Here is a 17,573-nt window from a genome sequence, read left to right as displayed (position 1 = left end):
CCCGGCCGCCGCCGCCAGCGCCGCGTCCAGCGTCTCCACCGCACCCCGGCTCCACGGCGCGACCGGGACGCCCACCTCCTCGGCGATCAGCTTCGAACCGATCTTGTCACCCAGCCTGCGCATGGCCTCCGCGTCCGGGCCCACGAACGCCACCCCGAGCTCGCGGCACAACTCCGCGAACGCCGGATCCTCCGCGACGAAACCCCACCCGACCCACGCGGCGTCCGCCCCCGTCGCCACCAACGCCCGCTCCAGCGCCTTCAGGTCCAGATACGGACGCGCCGACGCGGGCCCCAGGTCGTACGACAGATCCGCCTCACGCACGAAAGTGGCCGCACGGTCGACGTCGGTGTACAGAGCGACCGTCTCGATCCGGATCCCCGTTTCCGCAGCCAGTTCCCGGACGGCGTGGACGAGCCGCATCGCGGCCTCCCCACGGTTGACGATGGCAACACGACTGAACACCGACCGACACCTCCTGTGAACCAACGATGTGCGCGCCGCGACGGGGCGGTTCCGGCGGTGACGGCATTTCCGTCCACCGACCGCGGCCGTGTCGCAGACGGGGCAGGCTACCGGGCGCAGCGCACGGTAAATGCTCACGAGTCATCGTGCGCACGCGCCTGACCAGGGCATATCGACGAGAGTCGAGTTACGGGGCGTGATGATCGCCCGAATGGCGGTCGCTCGTTCGGCGCAGTCCCACTCCTCTCGTTGCGCCGAATCGGGCAACTGCGGCTTCGGCGGCACGCCTTGGATCGCGCGGAGCGTGCGCCGGATCCCGGGCGGGCCGTCAGGATCGAGCGCGGCCGTCCTGTCGGCCCTCGACGGTGGGTACTTCGTTCGCCCCTTCGTCGCGGGGCGACACCACCCGGCCGGCGTCGGGGCCGCCGACCTCGGCCGGGCCGGCGGTGAAGTCCTTGGCGAAACCGGGGACGGTCAGCGACCGGTACGGGGCATGGCGCAGGAGCCCGGCCAGCACTCGGTAGCGCAGGCTCGGCACACACACGACCGGCGGACGCCGCCGATGGATGGCCCGTACCGCCTGCTTCGCGACGTAGGCCGAAGCGAGCGTGAGCGAGGGTGGTGGTGCGCCGATGCCGGCCCGCACGTGGAACTGCGACGCGGTGTAGCCGGGTACGAGTGCGGTGAGCGCCACGGGCGAGGTGCGGATGCGGCGGGAGTAGGCCAGCGACTGGGTCATGGCCAACTCGTACGACTTGGTCGCGCCGTACGCCGTGCCCTGCCAGGCGGGCCCGAGCGCGGCCACCGAGGAGACGACCAGGATCCGGCCGAAGCCGCGCCGGAGCATGTGCGGCAGCGCGGCGTGGACGAGTCGCGACGGGGCGACGACGTTGAGCGCGAGCAACCGCTGCTCGTCCGCCCAGGCGGTGCGGTCGAACGGTGTGCCCAGGGCGGCGCCGGCGTTGTTGACCAGGATGTCGCTGCCGCACGCCGCCTCGGCCACCCGTTCGAGGTCGGCCTCGACGGTCAGATCGGCGGGCAACACACGCGCCTCGGTGCCGTGCTCGGCGGCCAGTTCGGCCCCGAGGCGGTCGAGGGCTTCGGCACCGCGGGCGACCAGGATCAGATCGTGGCCGCGGGCGGCGAGGGCGCGGGCGAGGTCGGCGCCGAGACCACAACTGGCGCCGGTGACCAGGGCCGTGGACATTACTGCCTCCTTATGGAAACGGGCGGAAGCGAACTGCCCGGCGCTCCGGGAACGTCGACGGCTCGGACCGCCGGATCCACGACCGCGGCCGAGGTTCGGTACACCGGACGCGGACGCCGGACCGGCGCGTCGCGCCGGCACGGGACGCGGGCGTACGGCGTCGGGCGATGGCCTCGCGTGCGAAGGGCCGAGCGAGCGCACCTCGTACGGGCCGGTTAACCGCACGAACTCGGCAAAGGTCACGCCACGGCCGCGGTCGTGTGTTCGCGGCCCCTGATGGTTGCGTACTTGCGGGTGAACATCCGGGCGTGCTCCCGGTGCCGTTCCCGACGCATCACCCCAGGTGAGGGGCCGGTTCCGGGGTGCGGGGGCGGTCGCCCGGGGGTTTTGCGCCCGACCTCGCCACCGATACACAAGACGCTCGATCGCATACCCGATCGGGGTTGCTGTACGGCGACGCGCCGCCGGGTGTGCCCGGTCCGACCGAGCAGGAAGGCATTCCCCGTGTACGCGATGCTGTGTGAGTTGCTGGTCGAGGAGTTCGGCATCGACGCCGCACATATCGTTCCCGAAGCCACTTTCGCCACACTGGAGTTGGACTCGCTGTCGCTGGCGGAGCTGGCGGTCATCGTCGCGGACCGGACGGACAAGGACTTCCGCGGGCTCGGCAACCTGGACAAGGACACCACGTTGGTGGAGGCCGCCGCGGCGTTCGAGGCCGCCCCGCGCTGCGAGGTGCTCGTTCCGGGGGCTCGCGGCGCCGCGGCCTCGTCCGACGCACCCGGTTCCGCCGGCGCCGGCGCTCCCTCCGGCGCGGCCGCCGTTCCGGGTGCCCCGTGCTCGGAGGGCTGAGGTGGCCTCGGCCGAGGTCGCGGTCACCGGTCTGGGCCTGGTCACCGCCGGCGGGATCGGCGTCGAGGCCACCTGGCGGACCCTGTGTGCGGGCGTCTCCACGGCCCGCCACGACCCGGTCCTCGCCGGCCTGGCCGTCGACGTCTCCTGTACCGTCCCCGACTTCGACGGAGACGCCCTCCTGGGTCGGCGGTTGTCCCGTCGCATGGACCGGACGTCTCGGATGACCGTCGCCGCCGCCCGCGAGGCGCTGGCCGACGCCGACCTGGACCCCCGTGCCTGGGACCCCACCCGCGTCGGTGTGATCATCGGCTCGGGTGGCCCGAGCATGGAATCCCTGACGGAAGCCATGGCGAGACTGTCCGCGAATCGGGTCACCGCCATCTCCCCCGCCGCGCTGCCCCGTTCCCTGCCGAACAACCCGGCCACCGAGGTCGCCCTCGACCTGGGCGCCCAGGGCACCAACTTCGCGCCCGCCGCCGGCTGCGCGTCGGGGGCGACCGCGCTGGGCGTCGCCCGCGACCTGGTGCGCGCGGGCACCCTGGACGTCGTCTTCGCCGGCGGCGCCGACACGATGTGCAACCGCATCACCGCGGCCTCCTTCGCCCAACTGGGCGCGCTGTCCACCCGGTCCGGCGACCCGGATCAGGCGTGTCGGCCGTTCGACGCCGACCGCGACGGCTTCGTGCTGGGCGAGGGCATCGGCGTCCTGGTCCTGGAGCGGGTCGAGCACGCACGTGCCCGTCGGGCCCGGGTGCGGGCCCTGCTGTCCGGGTACGGCTCGGCCAACGACGCCCACCACGTCACCGCGCCGCACCCCGACGGCCGAGGCGCCCGGCTCGCCACCCGCGCGGCTCTGGCCGACGCCGACTGGAGCCCGGGCGACGTCGACCACGTCAACACGCACGGCACCGGCACGGTCCTCAACGACGCCGCCGAGGCCCGCTTCCTCGCGGCCACCTTCGACCGTTGCCCGCCGATCACCGCGGTGAAGAGCGTCCTGGGCCACTCCGGCGGCGCGGGCGGCGCGATCGAGGCGGCCGTCACCGTCCTGACCCTCGAACGCGGGAGCATCCCACCCACCGCCAATCACCATCGCACCGACCCCGACATGGATCTGGACGTGGTTGCCAAGGCCCCGCGCCGCCCCGCCCGCCTGAACACCGCGATCTCCACCTCGGTCGCGTTCGGCGGCCAAAACGCCGTCCTCGCCTTCCGCGCAGCAACCTCAGGAGCCCCCGCATGACCGTGACCCGAGCGGAAACAACGTCGGCGCACTGCGCCGCCCCGGCCTTTGGGCGGCGGTTGGAAGAGTTGGACTGGTGGCGTTCGTGCAGCGTCCGGGTCGCCGACCCGGCCCCCGAACTCTCCGGTGTGATGCGGTCGTTCCTGGACGACCTGACGGCGGCGTTCGTCCGCGGCGGGCACCGGCTGATTCCGTCGGCGGATCGTGAGACCCGGCTCGACGTGGTCCTGGTGGGCGTGTCCGTACCCGACGGCCCCGCCCCGCTGGCCGAACGGATCGAGGAGGAACCGACTCCGCTGCTGCTCAGGCTCCGCAAGGAACAGGGTCGGCAGGGCATGGTCGGGCGACTGGTCGCGGTCGCGGAAGTGCCCGAGCGGATGAGCGAGATGGCGCACCCCGAGGTGGTGCGCGTCGCCCGGATCCTGATGGCCAGGGTGGGCGTGTTCACCGTCGTGTTCATCACCCCCGGCGCACTGCCCGGGGAGGTCGCCGAGGCGACGCTGTGCACGATGGAGGGCGGACACCCCACCGAGACCGAGCACATCGCCCAGGGCATCTGCGATCGGCTGGTCGCCGCGGCGTGTGCGCACGAGGTGGCGGGCCGGCACGACGTGGTGCGCGACGCGATCACCGCCGAGGCGTGGGCCGCGGCCCGCGCGCCGCGGAGCCTGGTGGCGGCCGGGACCCGGATGGGGGACCTCGGGCTGTTGCCCGCGCCGCACGCGATGCGCGACTTCGTCTCGCCCCGGCTGACCCGCACCTACGCGATGTACCTCAACCTCCAGGGCTTCAGCGAGGGCATGCTCTTCGCGTTCGATCCCGATCTCGACGCGCTCGTGGTCACCGCGTCCGGACGCTGGGGGGTGGACAAACGCGACCTGTCGGCCGGCGATCTCGTGGCCGTCGACCATCGTCTGGACCGGGGCCGGGTGCGCGTCCTGGCCCCCGAGGGCATGCAGCCGATGGCACCGTCGGTGGAGGCGTGGGAGGTCTGCGCGCTGTTCGAGGCGGCGCCCACCGTACGGGTCGGCAAGAACGCGGCGGGCCACTGGCAGTGGGATCCGAACGGTACCCACGAGGTGCCGGCCATTCGGGCGGGCCTGCACGCGCACGTCGGAGTCTCGTACGCCGACCCGGCGCTGATCGAGAGCATCCCGCCGGACCGGGACCACTATCCGTACGGGTTCGGCTGTGGCACCGACCTGATGATCGACGTCGCCCGCTCCACGCTGGCCGAGTCGCGGGCGCTGCACGATCCCGCGGACACCCGCCACTACGTGCGCTGGCCCATGCTGTACCACGGCGAGATGGCCCTGGAACTCTGGGGCCCCGACCAGCCCGACGAACCGCTGCGCGGTCTCCTGGACGTGTTCGACCCGCAGGTGCTCGGAGCCGTGCGCTTCCACGCGGACCACATCGACCAACCCCGCTGAGCGGTACCCCCGCACACCCTCACGTGACGTCGGCCTCCGCGACCCGCATCGTGGTCCAGGAGGCCGACGTCGTCGCGTGGAACGCGTGACGAGCGCCACGCGCCGTCACCCACCGACCAATTCGCCCCGCCGGATCCGCGTGGGATCCGACGGGGCGAGGCAACGAAAACCGAATTCCCCCGACGGCGTCCGTTCGATGGTCGGAGCCGACCGCACGGGCGCCGGCTCCCGATTCGGCGGGTCGTCAGACCCCGACACGCTCCAGGAGCGAGCGGTGGCCGTCGTCGTGCCGGTAGCCACCACCGCCGTGGGGTTGGCCCTGGGGACGGTGGTGCTCACCCTCGTGGTCGTAGTCCTCGCCGTCGTAGTCGTTGTTCTCGATCTCGGCAATGACGCATTCGCTCCCGAACGCCGGATTGAGCGCGGCGACCGCGTTGGCGGTATTGGCGCAGCCCTCGGCCGGCGTGTGGAACGGAGCCTGGCCGATGTTGCCGGAAAAGACACCCGAGGACTTCACCGCGGCGGCGTCGGCCTCGGAGCTCGCACTCGCGGCGCCCGTGCCCGCCATCACGAGAGCAGCGCTACCGACTGCCAGGACTCCGGCCTTTTTGAACGAATTCACGACAATCTCCCGTATAGCGCAACATCGCGCCGCCGGACTGCGACGCGCACTCGGTTCAACGAGACCGCGCGCCTCCGGCAACCACCGTCACCCCGGTTCACTCGAATGACCCACGACCGCGCCATCCGCTGCGGAAACCGCGGCCGGGCGATGTCCGGCATCGCCGGTACCGTTCCGGAAACCGTCGCGCACCCCCCAGCGAAAGGCGCCCGCCCGCCCATGAACCGCACGACCCCGCCCCGCCCCGTGGACATCGCGGCGTTGTTCCCCGAGTTGGCCCGGCTCGCCCGCACCACGACCCGCCTGCACCCGCGCCCGGGATCGCCCACGTGGCACGACAGTTCGATCGGGGGGCCGCTGCTCTGGCCGGCCGACGAACCGTGGCCGACCTGCGCCGGGGAGCACCACTTCCCGGACCCCCCGCGTGCGCTCGCCGACGTGCGATCGCGGCGCGAGATCCTCACCGCGGCCTGGCGCCGCAACCGGCCGGGGACCGACCTGCTCACCCCGCGGGAGAAGGCGCTGCTCGAACAGGGCGACGCCGGCCACCCGCCGGGCCGCGAGCCCAACGCGATGTTGCCCGTGGCCCAGCTCTACGCGCGGGACATACCGGCGCTGCGTCGCCCCGAAGGCACGGATCTGCTCCAGGTGTTGTGGTGCCCGCTCACCCACTCGGACGGGCTGCCGGCCGTACACCTCGTCTGGCGCGCGGTCGCCGACGTCGAGGGGGTGACGACGGATCCGCCCGTGCCGGCCGACGTCGACCACTACGGCTCGTACGTCCCCGAGCCCTGCCTGGTCCATCCCGAGGCGGTGACGGAGTATCCGGCGCCGCACGAACTGGACGAGGACCTGGCACGCCGGGTCCACGCGTGGAACGACCGCGACCACCCGGCCGCGCCGCAGGGGGGACCGAACGCCGGACGGCGGGACGTGGACTACCAGTTCGATCTCAGCGTCGCCCCGGGATGGAAGGTCGGCGGATGGGGGCCGTGGAGCTTCAGCGACGCGTGGCCCATGGTGTGCGAGGCGTGCGCCGCCCCCATGGACCCGTTGCTGACCGTCGCCTCCGACGAATGGGACGGCGGAAACCGAAGCTGGATCCCGGCCGAGGACCGCGACCGGCCGGCCGACGCGCCTTCGTACCGGGCCGCGTCGCAACCGACGATGGTGAGCATCGGTCGGGGGGACCACATGCAGATCTACATCTGTTCCGCGTCGTTCGATCATCCGATTCACCAGAACATGCAGTAGCCGCGGTCACCTTCCGCCGCACCCCGACGACCGGTCGCGTGCCGTGACCCGAGCCGTCCGGGTGGACGCGGCCCGACGGTCGGACGGGGGTCTGCCGACGTCGGGCCGCGCGGGTGCCGACCACGGGGGGAGCCGGCACACCCCTACAACTACCCCAGTCACACAGGGCAATACACCAACAACCTTGAGTATTCGCGATGTTCGTGATCGGATACCCGGCGGACGGCCCATCGCGGCATCAGTCCGTCGGGACCCAGCTGCCGTGGAAACCGAGCGGGACCCGGGCGGGGAGGTGGACGCGCGCCACCGGTTCGCCGGTGAAATCCCGCGCGGACAGGACGACCAGGTCGGTGGCGTCGCGTTCGGGGTTGTTCACGTAGGCGAGGATGTAGCCGTCGTCCTCGGCGCGTCCCGCGGACGCGCCCCGCTCGGCCGGAACGAACACCGGCTCGCTCGCGTCCGCGCCGCGCGGAAGTCGGTGCACGGCCGTCGTACCGCGCAACAGGTCGTGCTTGACCAGCGCGTTGCCGGCCCGGACGCCGCTCTCGCCCACCGTCGGCCCGTAGGCGCGGTACAACTCGACGGACGCCGCGGTGTAGCCGTAGCGATGGCGCCTCCCCAGGTACGCCTCGTTGATCCGGGGGAACTCCTGCGGGCGATCGTCGACACGTTCGGTGCGTACGACGCCGCGCACGGGGTCGATCGTCCAGCGATGCAGCGAGGGCGGTCCGGCCGCGGCCGGTCCGCCGAGCCCGCGTCCGGCGGGCTCGAAGGGCGCGGGCATGCGCGTGAAGTCGACGACGACACGGCCGGCGTCGTCGTCGTAGGCGTTGAGCGTGTGCGAGAAGTAGAACGGCGGGATGTCGAACCAGGCCGTCGAGCCGCCCGCCCGGGGCAACAGGCCGACGCGGGCCGGGTGTCGTTCGTTCCAGACGTAGGGCACCGGGGCACCCGCGGCGGCGGCCTCGGCATCGAAGGTGATGGGGTTGTCGAAGAGGACGACGTACTTCGCGGTGAGGCCGAAGTCGTGCATCATCGGCGAGTCCGCCACCGGGACGCGCGTGGTTCGGGCGACGTGTCCGGCCCGGTCCAGCACGATGTGGCGCACGTGGTCCCAGTCGATGGCGTAGGTCACCGCGTGCAGTTCGCCGGTGTGCGGGTCGAACTTGGTGTGCGCCGCGAAGGATCCGTCCAGGGTGCGGTCGAAGTCGCACAGGCCGACGGTGTTCAGGTCGCCGTCGAGTGCGTAGGGCGGCGGTCCGCCCTCCTGGAGCGCCAGGATACGTCCGCGGTACCCGATCACGTGCGTGTTGCCCGGGAAGTCCTCGGCGGGGGGCGGTTGGGGGCCCCGGTACGGTTCCCCGAGCCGGGCGGCGACGTCGGCGGAACGCACCCAGCGGCTGCGGTACCACTCGGCCCGACCGTCGCGCAGCCGCACGCCGTGGACCATTCCCGCGCCGATCATCCAGTGGTGCGCCCGGGGGTCTTCGAGGCCCAGGACGTTGGGCCCGTTGCGCAGAAAGCGACCGTCGAGCGCGCGTGGCAGACGACCCGTGACGGGCAGGTCGAAGGCGGTGACCTCTTCCCGTTGTGGGGCCAACGCGCCCTCCAGGAAGGGGAATCGGCGACGGTCGACGGCGTCGGGATCGGTCTGCGACCCGGGTTCGGCGGCGAACGCCGGGCCGGTCGCTCCGAGGACGCTCGCGGCGATCCCGCCCGCCGCGAGCGCGCCGCCGCGCAGGACGGTCCGTCGTGTGGGGCTGTTCATGGACGACACTCCGTTTCGTGGACTGCGCGTCCAGCGTCCCGCCGCCCCGGCGCCACGACGATGGCGCTGCGCCCCGGACCCCGGTGGGCCTGTCCCCACCCCCGCGCACGCCTGGGCACGTTCGCGGTCGCGACGCCGACGGGACGCCGACGCCGGGCCCTCCTCCGCACGGCCCGTCACGGCTCGGTGTTCCGCAGAGCGGCGTCGAGGGCGCTCATGAGCTGTCCGACGCGATTCCTCGAGGTCGGCGCGAGGGGGTATCGCAGCAGTACGGAGACCAGTTCCGGCGTGGCCCGTCGCCGGGCCTGTTCGATCAGCGCGTCCCCGACCGCGGGGTCGCCGCCCGCGCCCAGTTCGCCGATGCGGGCGGCACTCGCGGCGGCGCGCAGGATGTGTCCTACCTGGGTGGCTCGCGAAATCGGGTGCAGGTACGCGGCGGAGGCCGCGTCGCCGGCGGACCGCGCGGCCAGGCGGGCCGCCTCGGTGCCGGCGTCCTTCGCGGCCCGGTGCGCGTTCAGCGAGGTGACGCGCTGCAGCCTGGTCCGCTTCGCGCCGTCGACGAACTCCCATGCGGCGTCGAGCGCCGCGCGCGGGCGAGGGTCGCCCGGAACAGCCTCCTCGAACACGGGCAGGACGTCGCGCGCGCTCTCCGCCACGTAGCGCGTCACGACGCGCAGTTCGTCCATGGTCAGCTCAAAGTCGCCGAAAACGCTCGCCATGGCTTCGATCCTGCCACCGCCCACGGGTGGGCGAGCCCCCGGGATACGGGCCCCGCCCCGGACCCCCGAGGCACACGCCATCGTGCTTCGGGTCGAAGAGACCCGAGCGCACCTTCGCCGAAAACCGCTCCCCCGCCCGGCCGGGTACGGGTCACCGGATTCTTCCGCGTGGCCGAATGTGTGGACCAACGCCCTTTCGGGGCGCGCGATATGACGGCGTTTCAGGCGTGGCGGCCGGCATTACGGTCGAGACTCTTCCGGCGCAGTGCGACATGTGCCATGTTACATGTCGCACATCGGAAGGTCGCGTCCCGGCACGCGACCACAACAGCTCCGGAGGCCCCCGCACATGCGTCTCTCCCGGATATCGACGGCCCACGCGCGAAGACTCCCCGCGCTCGGCATGGCCCTGTTCCTGACCCTCGGCCTGTTCGCTCCCCAGGCCCAGGCCCAACCCCACACCCAGACCCGGACCCAGACCCAGACCCAAGCCTCACCCCGGGCCACCACCGCCTCGGCCGACGCGAGCACCGGCAAGACCCCGCCCACCGCGCCCCGATCGATCCCGGTCCCCAAGTCACCCGACGCCCGCGCCGACGCCTCCGGCTTCGACATCTCCGCGCAGGAAGGCACCGAGGAGTCCGCCCGGGTAGGCGCCCCGACCGCCGAACCCGGCACGGACGGCGGGCGGTTCCCGGCCGCCGCCGGCGGCTGCGGCGACCTGTCCGGAGTGATCGACGCGACCGGGGCCGAGCTGATCCGCCGGCTCGTGGCCCTTCCCGACGTCACGTGCACCTACCCGCTGTTCAACCTCACCGGCGAGTCCGCGGGAACGGCCTTCCGCGAAACCAAAATGGTCACCGTCGCCGACGCGCTCCGCGACGCCTCCGCGGCCTACCCGGGCACCAACGACACCTCCATCGGACAGCTGGTGCTGTTCCTGCGTGCCGGCTACTACGTGCAGGAGAACAACACGAACGCCGTCGGCGCCTACGGCCCGGCACTGGACACCGCGGCCCGCGCCGCACTGGACGCCTTCTTCGCGTCCCCGCACAGCAGGGACGTCACCGACGCCAACGGCGCGACCCTCAACGAGGTCGTCACGCTGATCGACAGCACCCGCACGGCCGGCCGGTACGCCGGCGTCGTCAAGTGGCTCCTCTCCGGCTACGACGCCGGCTGGCCCGACGGGATGACCCTCGCCGTGGCGCACGTCGAGTGGGTCGCCGAGAACGGCTTCAAGGCCCGGAACGACGCCCGCGGCTGGCGGGCCGCCCTCAAGGCCGACCCCACCATCGCGAACACCTGGGCCGACTTCATCACCCGCAACAATGCCCAGCTGAACCGCCTCGACGTGGTGAGCAACGTCGGCCGCTTCCTCGGCTACGCCCTGGACATCCCCGAGTTGAAGGATCGGGTCCGACCGCTGCTGAAGGACCTGATCAACCGCTACCCGAACATCGGCCCCACCGGACCGATCACCATGAACCTGGCCTGGTACACCCGCGAGTTCGACCGCGACAACTGTGCGGCGTACGCCATTTGCGACCTGGGTGCCCGGGTGCTCCCGGTGGTTCTGCCGACGCGGCACACCTGTGGTCCGAACCTGAGGATTCGTGCCCAGGACATGTCCCCCGCGCAACTGACCGGCACCTGCACCAGTCTGATCAACCAGGACGCCTACTTCCACCGGGTGATCGGCGACAAGGGCGCGATCCCCGGCGACGTGAACACGAACCTCGAGGTCGTCGTCTTCGACGACTACACCCAGTACTCGCTCTACGGCTGGGCCATCTACGACATCGACGTCGACAACGGCGGCACGTACGAGGAGGGCGACCCGAACCTGCCCGGCAACCAGGCCCGCTTCATCGCCCACGAGGCCGACTGGCTGCGTCCCTCCTTCCAGATCTGGAACCTCAACCACGAGTACACCCACTACCTCGACGGCCGCTACAACATGTACGGCGACTTCGAGGCCGGCATGACCACACCGACCATCTGGTGGGTCGAGGGCATCGCCGAGAACATCTCGTACGGCTACCGCGACCAGCGCAACGCCGACGCGATCGCCGCGGCCGGACGGAAGACCTACACCCTCGGCCAACTCTTCGACACCGTCTACGACCAGGACGACGACCCCGACGTCAACTCGGCCCGGGTCTACCGCTGGGGCTGGCTGGCCGTGCGCTACATGCTCCAGGCGCACCCCGCCGACGTCGAGACCGTGCTCGCCAAGTACCGCACCGGCGACTGGGCCGGCGCCCGCACCTTCCTGAAACAGACCATCGGTACCCGCTACGACGCCGACTTCGCCAACTGGCTGACGACCACCTGCGCCACCGCCGACTGCGGCCCGCTGCCGGAGGCGGCGGCCACTCCCCTGTGCACCGACGCCGACCCCCGGCAGTTCGACGGGAACTGCCGCCGGGACAACCTCGCGGCCGGCACCGGCGACTACAGCTACCACTTCCTGTACCTGCCCGCCGGCGTCGAGGAGTTGACCATCACCACCGGCGGCGGCACCGGCAACGCCGACCTGTACTACGGCGGCGGCACCTGGGCCACCACGACCGACTACCGGGCGAAGTCCACCAACGCCGGCAACGGCGAGACCGTGACGATCACGGATCCGCCGTCCGGCTGGGTCTACTTCACCCTCGCCGCCGCGCAGGCCTTCGACGGCGTGACCGCGAGCACGCGATACAAGTGAGCCGGTCCGCCGGCAACCGTTGAACCGGGACGGATCACCAAAACCCCACCCCGAGCACGACGGCGGTCCCCGCCATCCGATGTCGGATGGCGGGGACCGCCGCGTGAGCCTCCCCCGCTACCGGGGCGGAGTGTCCTGATCCCCGCCGAGTCGGTCCTTGAGCCTGTCCTGGGCAGTGTCGACCTGGCCGCTGTACTTGCCCTGGGTCTTGTCGTCGACGAAGTCGCCCGCCTTGTCGACGCCCTGCCCGGCCTTGTCCTCGTGGCCCTTCAGCATCTGCTTGAGCTTGTCCATGACGGACATCGTGGCCCTCCTCGAACGTGGTGATCCCGCACTCCAGCGTCACACTCGTTCGCGCGGGGTGCATCCGCTGGACCTCCCGCGCCGGGCCGGCCGACGGCCCCGCCCGGCGCACGCCACGCCGTCCGCGATGTCACTCGCCGGCGCCGCGAGCGTCGGAGTCGCCGCTCTCGCGCTGGTGGCCGCGGCGGGCGTCGCGGTCGAAGATGCCCAGGATCTCGCAGGGCCCGCCGGCCGTACCGATCGCGTGCGGCAACATCGTGGGGAACTCGGCGGCCTGATTCGTCTCGATGCGGAAGCGGCGATGGCCCAGCATCAGGATCGCCGTGCCGGACAGCACGACGAGCCATTCCCGGCCGGGGTGGGCGCGCATCCGCGCCGGATTCTCCGGCGGCGGCTCCGTCATGCGCTGACGCACCACGCTCATGCCGGGGTCGCCCTTGATGGGCCAGCGCATCAGGCCGTGCGCCCCGTCGATCATCGGACTGACGACGACGTCGTCGGCGGCGGTCTCCACGAGCTGGTCCAGCGAGGTGTCCAGCGCGCGGGCGAGGGTGACCAGCTGGTCCAGCGCGAGCCGGCGCCGGCCGTTCTCGATCCGGCTCAGTGAGGACTGGCTGAGGTTGGCGCGGCGGGCCAATTCCTCCAGGGACCAGCCCTGAGCCACCCGTAGGGCACGGATGCGTTGGCGTACGAGGCTGTCCAGCTCTCCATCCTCTTGCGTCATGGGCAACATTGTATGCCTTTGATGCAACACGAGCCTGGCGTCGAGAGCGGTTGGTCCGGAACCTCCCGCCCCCGCGCCGACGGGCCCTGCCGCGCGGTGCGGGGCGAGCCTTAACGTAGGGGTTGGTCGCTCCGCGTGTCGGGTGCGTGCGGGGTGTGAATCGAGTCCGGGGAGGCGACGGCATGGGGCACGAGAACGGTTTCCGGTCGGGTTCGGGTAGGGGTGTCGCGATCGACACGGCGACCGGATGGGTGGACATGGACGCGCTCGCCGCCGCCGAGCCGGACGCCCGGCCGACCGACGAGGAAAAGGCCGCGTTGCAGTTGCGCTTGACGGCCGCGCGGGGGCCCGCGCCGCCGGTAGGGTTTTGGGCGCACGTGATCGCGACGGCCGTTCGCGAACCGCGCACGGATCGGCCGCCGAACCCCGGGCGGTAGGCCGATTCGAGGGGGCGACGGGTGGGGGCCCGCGTCATGGGGCCAAACCTCGGGGTGGGGCGGGCCGGTTCGGGCGGGCTCGGGCCGGCGGGGGGAGGAACACGACATGCACGACGACGAACGGGCGTCGGACACCGAGTTGGCGGCGGCGGTGGCGCGCGGCGACGCGGCGGCGTTCGAACAACTGGTCGCCCGCTACGGCACCGACGTGTGGAACTTCGCCACCCGGTGGTGCGCCGACCGGCAGCAGGTCCCGGACCTGGTGCAGGAGGTATGGATCAAGGTCTGGCACGGCGCCGCCGGATTCCGCGGCGACGCGCGGTTGCGTACCTGGCTGTTCGCCATCGTGCACCGCACCGGCGTGGACTTCGCCCGACACGACGAACGCAGGCCGCGTACGGTGGCGCTGCCCGACCCGGACCGCACCGACGCCGACCTGGGCGCGATCGCCGGCCCCGAGGACGGTGTCGCCGAACGGGACCGGCTGCGGCGGGCGTTGGCGCTGATCCCACCGGGCCATCGCACCGCGATACTGCTGCGCCACCTGTTGGCGATGCCCTATCCCGAGATCGCCGAGGTGTGCGGCGTGAGCGAGGCCAACGCTCGCTCGTGGGTGGCCCGCGGTCGGGTCGCGCTGACCCGACTGCTGGCCGTCCCCGACACCGTCGAGAGCGCCGACGTCCCCGCGGGGCGCGTCCCGCTCAGCTGATCCGACGCACCTCCACGCGCTGCGGCCCGGTGCCGAAGACCGCCACGGTCGTCGAACGGCGCAGGGCCTCGGCCAGACTGGGCAGGTCGTGCTGGAAGGCCCGCATGGACTCGGTGGCCACGAGGTAGCGGTAGTCCTCCGGGCGCGAGGACACGTCGCTGTCGGCGCCGGGTTTGGTGAACCACACCACACGCTCGCGGTCCAGCCCGTCCCGTACCAGGTCCAGCCACATCGCGTCGTCGACCAACACCCGTTCCCCGGGCCGGATCCGCGCCTCCAGCCAGCTCCGTGCCTCGGCCATCGGCCGGACGTCGTCGGGCGCGCGCAGCAGCGGTTGGGCCCAGTGCGCGGCCAGCAGCGCGGCCGCGCAGGCGATCACGATCCGGGCCCGCGGATCGACGGCGGGACGGTCGACCCGCACGCCGCCCGGACGCCGCGCGGCGATCCCGCTCGCGCCCGGCGATCCCCGATCGGGCGACCCGGGTTCGGTCGGCGGCGCCACCGCCGGCGCCGCCGCCCGAGGCGTCGCCTCCCGGCACGACACCGGTACGGGCTCCTGCGCCGGCGCGGGATGCGGGGTCGGACCCGGATCCGGATTCGACCCCGATTCCGCCGATGCGCGAGCCGTCCGCGACCCGCCGTCCACCAACGCCCCGACCAGCAACGCGCACAGCGGCAGCAGCATCACCACGTACGGCACCGGCACATAGCCGTCCGGGCGCAGCGACAGCGCAGCGGCGGCCACCAGGGCCCAGGCGGTCGCCCGCCACGGGCGCAGGTCCGCGCGCCGGCGCGCGAGCAGGACGACCACGGCCGCGAGCAACCCGCCCGAGAGCAGCACCGGATCGCGGCGCAGCCACAGGTCCACGGTCGTCCGGGTCAGACTCCCGGGGTCCAACAGGCTGCCGCCCGAGGGGCGTTGCCACAGTTGGAAGGCGACGCCATGCCACAGGCTGACGTGGTCGGGGCCCGGCCACAACTCGCCCTTGAGCATCGCGACCAGGAGGTAGGCGCCCAGGACGAGCGTGGTCATCGCCCCGGCGACGGCCGTCGCGTACGGGCGCAACGATCGCGGCGTGCGCCGGTATACGACGGCGACCACCAGCGGCGCGGCGAGCAGGAAGGTCTCCTTGCTCAGGATCGCGATGCCCAGGCACAGTCCGGCGCCCGCGTACGCCGACAACCGGCGCCGTGGACTGTAGGCGAGCACGAGCGCGGCGAGCAGCCAGACGACGGCGATGTTGTCGAGGTAGACCATGCGGTGGAAGGCCACCGCGAGCGGGCTGAACGCGTACAGCCCCAGCGCGACGACGGCGCCCGGCCGGGAGAGTCCGGCGCGTCGGGCCAGCGTCCACAACAGCGCGCCCGCGATCACGTGCGCGACGAGCATCGCCTCGCGGCCCGCCGACACGGCGTTGTCGTAGCGGGCGAAGCCGTCGGTGAGTGTGGTCCACACCGACAACTGGAGCCAGCCCAGCGGCGGATGGTCGTACCAGTAGGTGTAGTGGCCGAGCGCGCCCAGCTTCGGCACCGCCCACGCCTGGGCGACGTAGGTGCCCTCGTCGTCGGTGTACTGCGGGGTTCGGGTCATCCCGTGCGCCTGGGCGAGCGCGGACAGCGCGAGGAGCGGGATCAGCAGACGGAGGTCGCCGCGCCGCGAGCCGCGGGTCATCCCTCGCGCTCCGGGGCGGGCGCCTCGTCGCCGGCCGCGGCCCGGACGGTCTCCGGGTCGGGGTGGGGCGCGGCGCCGTCCGAACCGGCGAGCGGGCCCGGCGTCGGGGACTTGACCAGGGTCACGGCGGCGGCGCCGGCGGGCAGCACCACCGTGACGGGTTCGCCGGCGGCCTCGACCGCCGCGGGTCCGACCCGGTGCGCGCCCACGTGTGCCGTCTTCTCCCAGCCGCGCTCGCCCCGGAGTTCGCGCCACACCGAGCGCACCGCCGCGAACGCGAGCAGCACCTGGTAGGGGAACGTGCCGAGGACGAGCAGGATGTACTCCCGGGCGCGGGCCCGCAGTGCGAAGGACTTGCTCAACTCGGCGAGCGCGCAGACCTCCACGACCAGGGTCACGAAGGTCGGCGCGAGCGGCAGGAAACTGGTCAGCATGACCGGCGTGGGTACCTTCGCCCAGATCATCAGCGCCGCCGAGACCGGGATCATCAACCCGGAGAACGCCTGCAGGAAGGGCATCGCCAACGTGTAGCGGGCCAGGGCGCGTTGCGTCCACAACGGCAGTCGGCGCCATTCGCCCTTGCGGAAGACCTGGAGGAAACCCTGGTCCCAGCGGGTGCGTTGGCGGATCAACGCGGCGATCGTGGGCGGCGTCTCCTCGCGGGTGGCCAGTTCGGGGTCGTAGGCGACCGCGATGTCGGCGCCGTCGGCGGACAGTCGCACGCCCAACTCGCAGTCCTCGGCCAGACATCCCGCGTCCCAGCCGTCGGCCTCGCGGATCAGGTCGGCGCGCAGGAAGACGGTGTTGCCGCCGAGCGGGACGAACCGCGCGTGGGCGTGGAAGTGCAGGCGGCTGCGGTACCAGAAGAAGTATTCGAGGCAGTTGCGCAGCGCCCACCAACTGCTGTCCAGGTTGACCAGTTGCACCCCGCCCTGGACCACGGCCGCACCGCTGTCCCGCATGAACGCGTCCACCCGCAGGAGCAGTTCGGGGTGCACCTCGTCCTCGGCGTCGAACACGCCGACCACGTCGCCGGTGACGTGCGCGAGGGCGGTGTTCAGCGCGGCCGGTTTGGTCTTGGGCACGGTGTGGTCGATCACCACGCGGATCAGGTTCGGGTGGCGTTCGGCGGCGGCCCGCGCGACCGCCTCGGTGCCGGGGTCGTCGTGGCCGACGATGGCGAGGATCTCGACGTTCGGATGCCGGCCGGCCGCGAGGCGATCGAGGGTGGCGCCGAGGACCGGTTCCTCGTGCCGGGCGGGCACCAGGAGCGAGAAGCGGTGGGCGGGCGGCAGGTCGGGGGCGTCGAAGCGGGTGGCCGCCATCGTCTCCGGGGTGCGCCAGGCGTGCAACATCCAGGCGAGCGTGATCGAGGAGACCACGGTGAGCGCGAGCGAGACGGCGACGAGCAGGCCGATGCCGGCGACGACCCACACCGGACGACCGCCG

The 17,573-nt window shown here is 72.4% G+C and carries 16 protein-coding genes; 7 read left to right on the top strand and 9 right to left on the bottom strand.

Annotated elements, in window-relative coordinates; all coding sequences use genetic code 11:
• Both EMA17_RS17260 and EMA17_RS51800 read right to left on the bottom strand, forming a co-directional pair.
• Positions 1-465: biotin carboxylase N-terminal domain-containing protein (locus EMA17_RS17260; RefSeq protein WP_148112330.1), on the bottom strand; the 465-nt coding region annotated here is incomplete at its 3' end.
• Between the two features lie 328 nt (positions 466-793).
• Entirely contained in the window at positions 794-1,672 is an 879-nt protein-coding gene (locus EMA17_RS51800; protein ID WP_160161434.1) for an SDR family NAD(P)-dependent oxidoreductase, read from the bottom strand.
• Positions 1,673-2,185: 513 nt separating this feature from the next.
• On the opposite strand from EMA17_RS51800, the gene EMA17_RS51795 reads away from it, so the two are divergent.
• From EMA17_RS51795 to EMA17_RS17240, 3 genes are read left to right on the top strand one after another with little or no spacing between them, the layout of a single operon-like run.
• The gene (locus EMA17_RS51795) at positions 2,186-2,524 is read left to right on the top strand and encodes an acyl carrier protein (RefSeq protein ID WP_246126729.1); all 339 of its coding nucleotides are present in this window, start codon (positions 2,186-2,188) and stop codon (positions 2,522-2,524) included.
• A gap of 1 nt (position 2,525) precedes the next feature.
• Complete coding sequence (locus tag EMA17_RS17245) at positions 2,526-3,770, top strand: beta-ketoacyl-[acyl-carrier-protein] synthase family protein (protein ID WP_126637906.1); 1,245 nt, start codon at positions 2,526-2,528, stop codon at positions 3,768-3,770.
• Positions 3,767-5,203 (top strand): hypothetical protein, encoded by a 1,437-nt coding sequence (locus tag EMA17_RS17240; protein ID WP_246126720.1) that lies wholly within the window; start codon positions 3,767-3,769, stop codon positions 5,201-5,203. The genes EMA17_RS17245 and EMA17_RS17240 overlap by 4 nt, the downstream gene beginning before the upstream one ends.
• Positions 5,204-5,447: 244 nt before the next feature.
• On the opposite strand, the gene EMA17_RS17235 is transcribed toward EMA17_RS17240, so the two are convergent.
• Positions 5,448-5,825: a chaplin gene (locus tag EMA17_RS17235; RefSeq protein WP_126637905.1), complete on the bottom strand. Its 378-nt coding sequence runs from the start codon at positions 5,823-5,825 to the stop codon at positions 5,448-5,450.
• Between the two features lie 219 nt (positions 5,826-6,044).
• Between EMA17_RS17235 and EMA17_RS17230 the strand changes: the two genes are divergently transcribed.
• The gene (locus EMA17_RS17230; RefSeq protein ID WP_126637904.1) at positions 6,045-7,079 is read left to right on the top strand and encodes a hypothetical protein; all 1,035 of its coding nucleotides are present in this window, start codon (positions 6,045-6,047) and stop codon (positions 7,077-7,079) included.
• A gap of 238 nt (positions 7,080-7,317) precedes the next feature.
• Here EMA17_RS17230 and EMA17_RS17225 read toward each other — a convergent pair whose 3' ends face one another.
• Complete coding sequence (locus tag EMA17_RS17225) at positions 7,318-8,847, bottom strand: carotenoid oxygenase family protein (RefSeq protein ID WP_126637903.1); 1,530 nt, start codon at positions 8,845-8,847, stop codon at positions 7,318-7,320.
• Between the two features lie 176 nt (positions 8,848-9,023).
• Positions 9,024-9,566: a putative immunity protein gene (locus tag EMA17_RS17220; RefSeq protein WP_126637902.1), complete on the bottom strand. Its 543-nt coding sequence runs from the start codon at positions 9,564-9,566 to the stop codon at positions 9,024-9,026.
• A gap of 403 nt (positions 9,567-9,969) precedes the next feature.
• On the opposite strand from EMA17_RS17220, the gene EMA17_RS17215 reads away from it, so the two are divergent.
• Entirely contained in the window at positions 9,970-12,279 is a 2,310-nt protein-coding gene (locus tag EMA17_RS17215; RefSeq protein WP_126637901.1) for a collagenase, read from the top strand.
• Positions 12,280-12,396: 117 nt separating this feature from the next.
• Here EMA17_RS17215 and EMA17_RS17210 read toward each other — a convergent pair whose 3' ends face one another.
• Both EMA17_RS17210 and EMA17_RS17205 read right to left on the bottom strand, forming a co-directional pair.
• Positions 12,397-12,582: an antitoxin gene (locus EMA17_RS17210; protein ID WP_126637900.1), complete on the bottom strand. Its 186-nt coding sequence runs from the start codon at positions 12,580-12,582 to the stop codon at positions 12,397-12,399.
• A 130-nt stretch (positions 12,583-12,712) separates the two neighbouring features.
• The gene (locus EMA17_RS17205; protein WP_218042867.1) at positions 12,713-13,306 is read right to left on the bottom strand and encodes a helix-turn-helix domain-containing protein; all 594 of its coding nucleotides are present in this window, start codon (positions 13,304-13,306) and stop codon (positions 12,713-12,715) included.
• A gap of 182 nt (positions 13,307-13,488) precedes the next feature.
• On the opposite strand from EMA17_RS17205, the gene EMA17_RS17200 reads away from it, so the two are divergent.
• Both EMA17_RS17200 and EMA17_RS17195 read left to right on the top strand, forming a co-directional pair.
• Positions 13,489-13,743, top strand: a complete 255-nt coding sequence (locus EMA17_RS17200) for a hypothetical protein (protein ID WP_126637898.1) — start codon at positions 13,489-13,491, stop codon at positions 13,741-13,743.
• 106 nt (positions 13,744-13,849) lie between these two features.
• A complete protein-coding gene (locus EMA17_RS17195) occupies positions 13,850-14,452 on the top strand; it encodes an RNA polymerase sigma factor (RefSeq protein ID WP_126637897.1) in 603 nt (200 codons plus the stop codon).
• On the opposite strand, the gene EMA17_RS17190 is transcribed toward EMA17_RS17195, so the two are convergent.
• On the bottom strand, positions 14,445-16,124 hold the full coding sequence (locus EMA17_RS17190; protein WP_126637896.1) for a glycosyltransferase family 39 protein: 1,680 nt from the start codon (positions 16,122-16,124) through the stop codon (positions 14,445-14,447). The genes EMA17_RS17195 and EMA17_RS17190 overlap by 8 nt on opposite strands.
• Positions 16,121-17,560, bottom strand: coding sequence for a glycosyltransferase family 2 protein (locus EMA17_RS17185; protein WP_503826235.1), 1,440 nt, complete (start codon positions 17,558-17,560; stop codon positions 16,121-16,123). The genes EMA17_RS17190 and EMA17_RS17185 overlap by 4 nt, the downstream gene beginning before the upstream one ends.
• Positions 17,561-17,573 lie beyond the last annotated feature (13 nt).

Origin of the sequence: Embleya hyalina (genome assembly GCF_003967355.1) — a bacterium.
Lineage (GTDB): Bacteria > Actinomycetota > Actinomycetes > Streptomycetales > Streptomycetaceae > Embleya > Embleya hyalina.
Note: the sequence above shows the minus strand (reverse complement) of the source record. Positions and strands in the feature narration are given on the sequence as shown.

Excerpts from the sequence above, each read along its gene's own strand:
- EMA17_RS17210 (WP_126637900.1), bottom strand. The coding sequence starts at position 12,582 with ATGTCCGTCATGGACAAGCTCAAGCAGATGCTGAAGGGCCACGAGGAC.
- EMA17_RS17220 (WP_126637902.1), bottom strand. The coding sequence starts at position 9,566 with ATGGCGAGCGTTTTCGGCGACTTTGAGCTGACCATGGACGAACTGCGC.
- EMA17_RS17215 (WP_126637901.1), top strand. The coding sequence starts at position 9,970 with ATGGCCCTGTTCCTGACCCTCGGCCTGTTCGCTCCCCAGGCCCAGGCC.
- EMA17_RS17225 (WP_126637903.1), bottom strand. The coding sequence starts at position 8,847 with ATGAACAGCCCCACACGACGGACCGTCCTGCGCGGCGGCGCGCTCGCG.
- EMA17_RS17195 (WP_126637897.1), top strand. The coding sequence starts at position 13,850 with ATGCACGACGACGAACGGGCGTCGGACACCGAGTTGGCGGCGGCGGTG.
- EMA17_RS17200 (WP_126637898.1), top strand. The coding sequence starts at position 13,489 with ATGGGGCACGAGAACGGTTTCCGGTCGGGTTCGGGTAGGGGTGTCGCG.
- EMA17_RS51795 (WP_246126729.1), top strand. The coding sequence starts at position 2,186 with ATGCTGTGTGAGTTGCTGGTCGAGGAGTTCGGCATCGACGCCGCACAT.
- EMA17_RS17240 (WP_246126720.1), top strand. The coding sequence starts at position 3,767 with ATGACCGTGACCCGAGCGGAAACAACGTCGGCGCACTGCGCCGCCCCG.
- EMA17_RS17205 (WP_218042867.1), bottom strand. The coding sequence starts at position 13,306 with ATGACGCAAGAGGATGGAGAGCTGGACAGCCTCGTACGCCAACGCATC.
- EMA17_RS17190 (WP_126637896.1), bottom strand. The coding sequence starts at position 16,124 with ATGACCCGCGGCTCGCGGCGCGGCGACCTCCGTCTGCTGATCCCGCTC.
- EMA17_RS17230 (WP_126637904.1), top strand. The coding sequence starts at position 6,045 with ATGAACCGCACGACCCCGCCCCGCCCCGTGGACATCGCGGCGTTGTTC.
- EMA17_RS51800 (WP_160161434.1), bottom strand. The coding sequence starts at position 1,672 with ATGTCCACGGCCCTGGTCACCGGCGCCAGTTGTGGTCTCGGCGCCGAC.